We start from the raw sequence: 4,969 nt of genomic DNA, 5'->3' as shown, positions 1-4,969 counted from the left end.
CCGGAGATCGCACCGGCGGCGGCGGCGATGCTGGCCGCGCGCAGTGGCAGCGGCTGCCAGTCGGCGCTGGCGGGCAACGGTGGCAACGCCGGAAGCGGTGGCGGGGTGGCGAACGCAGGGGTAACGATGGTGTCGGGCAAGGCAGGGTGCTCGGCAGGGGGAACATGCCGGGCGTCGTCCCTTTGGTGGTGCGCCCGTCGCGCTGACGGTAGCAGGTTGCCGCGCGCTATTGCGCGGCCTGGATCAGCGCGTCCACGTCGAGCAGATGCCCGGCACGCTCGGCTTTGGTACGCAGGTACTGCTCGTTCTCGACCGTGATGTCGCCGGTCACCGGCACGCAGTCGACCACGTCGATGCCGGCGTTGCGCAGGCGCTGGGCCTTGGTCGGGTTGTTGCTGAGCAGCTGCACGCGGTGCACGCCCAGCCCCTGCAGCATCGCCACCGCGCTGCCGTAGCGACGCTCGTCGGCGCCGAAGCCCAGCTGCGCATCGGCGTCGATGGTGTCCAGTCCGTCGTGCTGGTAACCGTAAGCGCGCATCTTGGCGGCGATGCCGGTGCCGCGCCCTTCCTGGTCCAGGTACAGCAGCACGCCACCGCCCAGTTCCTTGAGCTTGCGCAGGCCGCGCCGCAGCTGGTCGCCGCAGTCGCACTTGAGCGAGCCGAACAGGTCGCCGGTCAGGCACGAGGAATGCACCCGGACCGGCACCACGCCGGACAGGTCCGGGGTGCCGACAATCACCGCCACCTGGTCGCGCTGGGCGACGCCGCCGCGGAACACCGCGAACTCGGTCATGCCCACCTCGCGCAGCGGCACCGGCGAGCGTGCCACCAGCTCATAGGCATGCGCGGCTTGCTCGGCGCCCTGGCTGAGGTCGCACAGCGACACCTGCGCGCAGCCGTCGAAGCGGCTGTCATCGGCGTCCAGCAACACCCCGACCATGGCCGGCAGCAACAGGCCCAGCCGCGCCACTTCCACCGCGCCGTCGTCGAGTGCCTGGCCGGCACTCCAGCCTGGCGGCATTGCCTCGGGTTCGCGCAGGTAGCTCAGCGAGGGCAGGGCATCGAAATCGATCCCGGCCAGCGGCACGCGCGCGCCGTGTTCGGCAGTGACCCCCAGCACCCGCGCGCGGGTGGCGGTGAGGAACAGGTAGTGGCGGTCAGCGGCGGCCTGGGCGAAAGCGCCGAAGCTGCTGCGGGTGCTGCTGTCCAGGGCGATGAAAGCCAGCCGCTGGCCGTGGCCGTCGTCGATCACCACCGGGCGGCCGGCACGCAGCTCGGCAACCGCGCGTTCGCAGCGGATCGCGGCCGGGTCGCCGAACAGGGAAGAGGCAGCATCGGACATGGCAGGGGCCGTGGGGGACATCATGGCTTTCACAGTGGGGACGGGTGGCACCGATTCCAATCGCGACAGGGACGCGACAGAGCGTCGCGCTCAGTGCGGGTGTTCTTCGGTGGCATACGGATCGACCTCGCCGCTTTCCGGCGGGCGCAGGGTGTAGCGCTTGTAGGTCCACAGGTACTGGGTCGGATCGCGGCGGGCGATCCGCTCGATGCCGGCGTTGAGGGCGGTCGCGGCGGTGCGCGGGTCCGGGTCGGCGACCTCGGGCGGGGCTGGCTCGATATGCAGGGCGAACTGCATGTCCGGGCCGATCCGTTCGCACCAACCGTACAGTACGGTGGCCCCGGTGCGTTCGGCCAGCCGGTTGACCAGGGTCATGGTCAGCGCCTCGACGCCGAAGAACGGCGCGAACACCCCGTCACCGGCCTTGGGTTGCTGGTCGGGCAGGATCCCGGTGGCGCCGCCCTCCTTGAGTACCTTGAACAGCTGGCGCACCGCCGGCCCTTCGGCACGCACCTGGCGCACGTTGTCGCCGCCGCGGACCAGTTGCAGGAACGCATCGCCCACCGCCTCGTCAGGCGCCTTGTAGACGATGGCGATCGGACCGCGCGAGGCCAGCCACTGGTTCAACAACTCCCAGTTGCCGTGGTGCGGGGCGGCCACGATCACGCCCTTGCCGGCCGCCAGCGCGGCGTCGTACAGCGCCTCGCCATGGCGTTCGACCAGGCAGGCCAGGTTCGCTTCACGCGGACGGGTCCACAGACGCAGGGTCTCCACCGCCTGCATCGCCGTGGAGCGCAGCACCTGCCGGTGCATCACCGCGCGCTGGGCATCGGTCAGTTCGGGGAAGGCCAGTTCCAGATTGCGCCGGGTGACCCGACTCTCACGGGCGTTGAGACGGATCCACAGGCCCGCCAGTGCGGCGCCGAAGCCTCGCAGCCAGGACCAGGGCAGGCGGGTGAACAGGGCGGCGGCGCGATAGGCCAGGCGGGCAGTGGTGTGCGGTTTCATCACTGCAAAGTCTAGCCGCTGGCGGCGAGCGTGTCGGCGCGCGGTCGCGTTAAGGTGGGCCGCCTTCAGTTGCGGAGCCGTGTCCATGCTTGTCCTGATCCAGCGCGTGAGCCACGCCAGTGTCCGCGTCGAGGACGCCATCGTCGGCCAGATCGGCCCCGGCCTGCTGGCGCTGGTGGGCATGGAGCCGGGCGATACCGAGGCCCAGATCACCCGGATGGCCGATCGCCTGCTCGGTTACCGTGTCTTTGGCGATGCGGCCGGAAAAATGAACCGATCACTCCGCGATACCGGCGGCGGGCTGCTGCTGGTCAGCCAGTTCACCCTGGCCGCCGACACCTCCAGCGGGATGCGGCCGGGCTTCAGTACCGCCGCGCCGCCACCGGAGGCTGAACGCGGATTCAATCGGCTGGTCGATATCTGCAGACAAAAACACGCCCCGGGGGTGGAAACCGGCCAGTTTGGTGCCCATATGGTTGTCAGCCTGGTCAACGATGGTCCAGTGACCTTCCTGCTCAGACCCTAGCCCCGGGACCACCGCCCGGGAACGCGGGGCGCCGGGCTGGTATAATGCTAGGTTCTATTCCCTCTCCCAGCCGGTGGCGCGAGCACTACATGGCCAACGAACGTCCTGCCCAGCAAAACGACATCAAGCTTCTGATCAGCAAGGGCCTGGAACAGGGCTACCTGACCTACGCCGAAGTCAATGACCACCTGCCCGACGACATCGTCGACCCGGAGCAGATCGAAGATATCATCGGCATGATCAACGGCATGGGCATTGATGTCCATGAAGTTGCGCCCGATGCAGAAACCCTGTTGCTCAACGATGGCAACACCGGCAACCGCGAAGTCGATGACACCGCGGCTGAAGAAGCTGCCGCCGCGCTGAGCGCGCTCGACACCGAAGGTGGCCGCACCACCGACCCGGTGCGCATGTACATGCGCGAAATGGGTACCGTCGAGCTGCTGACCCGCGAAGGCGAAATCGCCATCGCCAAGCGCATCGAAGAAGGTCTGGGCCAGGTCCAGGCCGCACTCGGTACCTTCCCGGTATCGGTGGAATCGCTGCTGGCCGACTACGACGCGCACAAGGAAGGCAAGAAGCGCCTGGCCGAAGTGATCGTCGGCTTCAACGACCTGGTCGAGGAAGTCCCGGCCCCGGCCGTGGCCGAAGACACCAGCGACGATGCCGAGGACGACGCCGACGACGAAGAAGACGGCGACGACGTTGAAGAAGAAGCCGGCCCGACCGGTCCGGACCCGGAAGAAGTCGCACGCCGCATGCAGGCCCTGAGCGATGCGTATGCCGCGTTCAAGAAGGCTGCCGCCAAGGGCGACCGCAAGCCGCTGGCCAAGCTGCGCGACGACATGGCCGCCGTGTTCGTGACCCTGAAGCTGCCGTTGCCGCTGACCGACGTACTGGTCAAGCAGCTGCGCGACGTCATGGCCGACATCAAGTCCCACGAGCGCCGCGTGCTGAATCTGGCCACCGTGACYGCGCGCATGCCGCGCAAGGACTTCATCCGCTCTTGGGAAGGCAACCAGACCAACCTGGAGTGGGTGGAAGACGCACTGAAGCGCAAGCAGAAGTGGTCCTCGGCCCTGCGTGACGTCAAGGACCAGATCATCGCCGAACAGCAGGCGACGATCGACATCGAAAAGACCACCTGGCTGGAACTGGACGAGCTGAAGGAAATCAGCCGCGCCATGGCCTACGGTGAGGCGCGTGCGCGCAAGGCCAAGAAGGAAATGGTCGAGGCCAACCTGCGCCTSGTGATCTCCATYGCCAAGAARTACACSAACCGCGGSCTGCAGTTCCTYGAYCTCATYCAGGAAGGCAACATCGGCCTGATGAAGGCCGTGGACAAGTTCGAATACCGYCGKGGYTACAAGTTCTCSACSTATGCGACCTGGTGGATCCGYCAGGCSATCACCCGKTCSATCGCSGAYCAGGCGCGCACCATCCGTATCCCGGTGCACATGATCGAAACGATCAACAAGTTGAACCGCATTTCCCGCCAGATGCTCCAGCAGTACGGCCGCGAGGCCACGCCGGAGGAGCTGGCCAAGGAAATGGACATGCCGGAAGACAAGATCCGCAAGGTGATGAAGATCGCCAAGGAGCCGATCTCGATGGAAACCCCGATCGGCGACGACGAGGATTCCCATCTGGGCGACTTCATCGAGGACACCAACGTGGAGTCCCCGATCGAGAACACCACCAACATCAACTTGTCTGAAACCGTGCGCGACGTGCTGGCCGGCCTCACCCCGAGGGAAGCCAAGGTGCTGCGCATGCGCTTCGGCATCGACATGAACACCGACCACACCCTCGAGGAAGTCGGCAAGCAGTTCGACGTCACCCGCGAGCGCATCCGCCAGATCGAAGCCAAGGCGCTGCGCAAGCTGCGTCACCCGAGCCGGTCCGAGCAGCTGCGCAGCTTCCTGGATATCGATTGATTCCAGGACGGGTGCGTTGATGGAAAGACCCCGCTTCGGCGGGGTTTTTTTTGGGTGATGACCAAGGACTGGCCGATKATTTCGTTACAGTTTACGTAACTTAATTATTGCGCCTTTCAGAGGGTAGTGAAGATAAGTCGATTAAAATCAATGCCA

The 4,969-nt window shown here is 66.3% G+C and carries 4 protein-coding genes; 2 read left to right on the top strand and 2 right to left on the bottom strand.

All coding sequences use genetic code 11. The features are described 5' to 3' along the window. Window positions 1–226: 226 nt before the first annotated feature. Together ribA and ACXJKH_RS14460 are read right to left on the bottom strand one after the other, a co-directional pair. Complete coding sequence (gene ribA, locus ACXJKH_RS14465) at window positions 227–1,363, bottom strand: GTP cyclohydrolase II RibA (protein ID WP_256775928.1); 1,137 nt, start codon at window positions 1,361–1,363, stop codon at window positions 227–229. 69 nt (window positions 1,364–1,432) lie between these two features. Then, complete coding sequence (locus tag ACXJKH_RS14460) at window positions 1,433–2,350, bottom strand: lauroyl acyltransferase (RefSeq protein WP_457320264.1); 918 nt, start codon at window positions 2,348–2,350, stop codon at window positions 1,433–1,435. Window positions 2,351–2,435: 85 nt separating this feature from the next. On the opposite strand from ACXJKH_RS14460, the gene dtd reads away from it, so the two are divergent. Both dtd and rpoD read left to right on the top strand, forming a co-directional pair. Next, the gene (gene dtd, locus ACXJKH_RS14455) at window positions 2,436–2,876 is read left to right on the top strand and encodes a D-aminoacyl-tRNA deacylase (protein ID WP_457320262.1); all 441 of its coding nucleotides are present in this window, start codon (window positions 2,436–2,438) and stop codon (window positions 2,874–2,876) included. A gap of 89 nt (window positions 2,877–2,965) precedes the next feature. Next, a complete protein-coding gene (rpoD, locus tag ACXJKH_RS14450) occupies window positions 2,966–4,813 on the top strand; it encodes an RNA polymerase sigma factor RpoD (protein ID WP_256775925.1) in 1,848 nt (615 codons plus the stop codon). Window positions 4,814–4,969: the final 156 nt, after the last annotated feature.

Source organism: Stenotrophomonas sp. P5_B8, assembly GCF_054049855.1.
Note: the sequence above shows the minus strand (reverse complement) of the source record. Positions and strands in the feature narration are given on the sequence as shown.

Excerpts from the sequence above, each read along its gene's own strand:
- dtd (WP_457320262.1), top strand. The coding sequence starts at position 2,436 with ATGCTTGTCCTGATCCAGCGCGTGAGCCACGCCAGTGTCCGCGTCGAG.
- ACXJKH_RS14460 (WP_457320264.1), bottom strand. The coding sequence starts at position 2,350 with ATGAAACCGCACACCACTGCCCGCCTGGCCTATCGCGCCGCCGCCCTG.
- ribA (WP_256775928.1), bottom strand. The coding sequence starts at position 1,363 with ATGTCCCCCACGGCCCCTGCCATGTCCGATGCTGCCTCTTCCCTGTTC.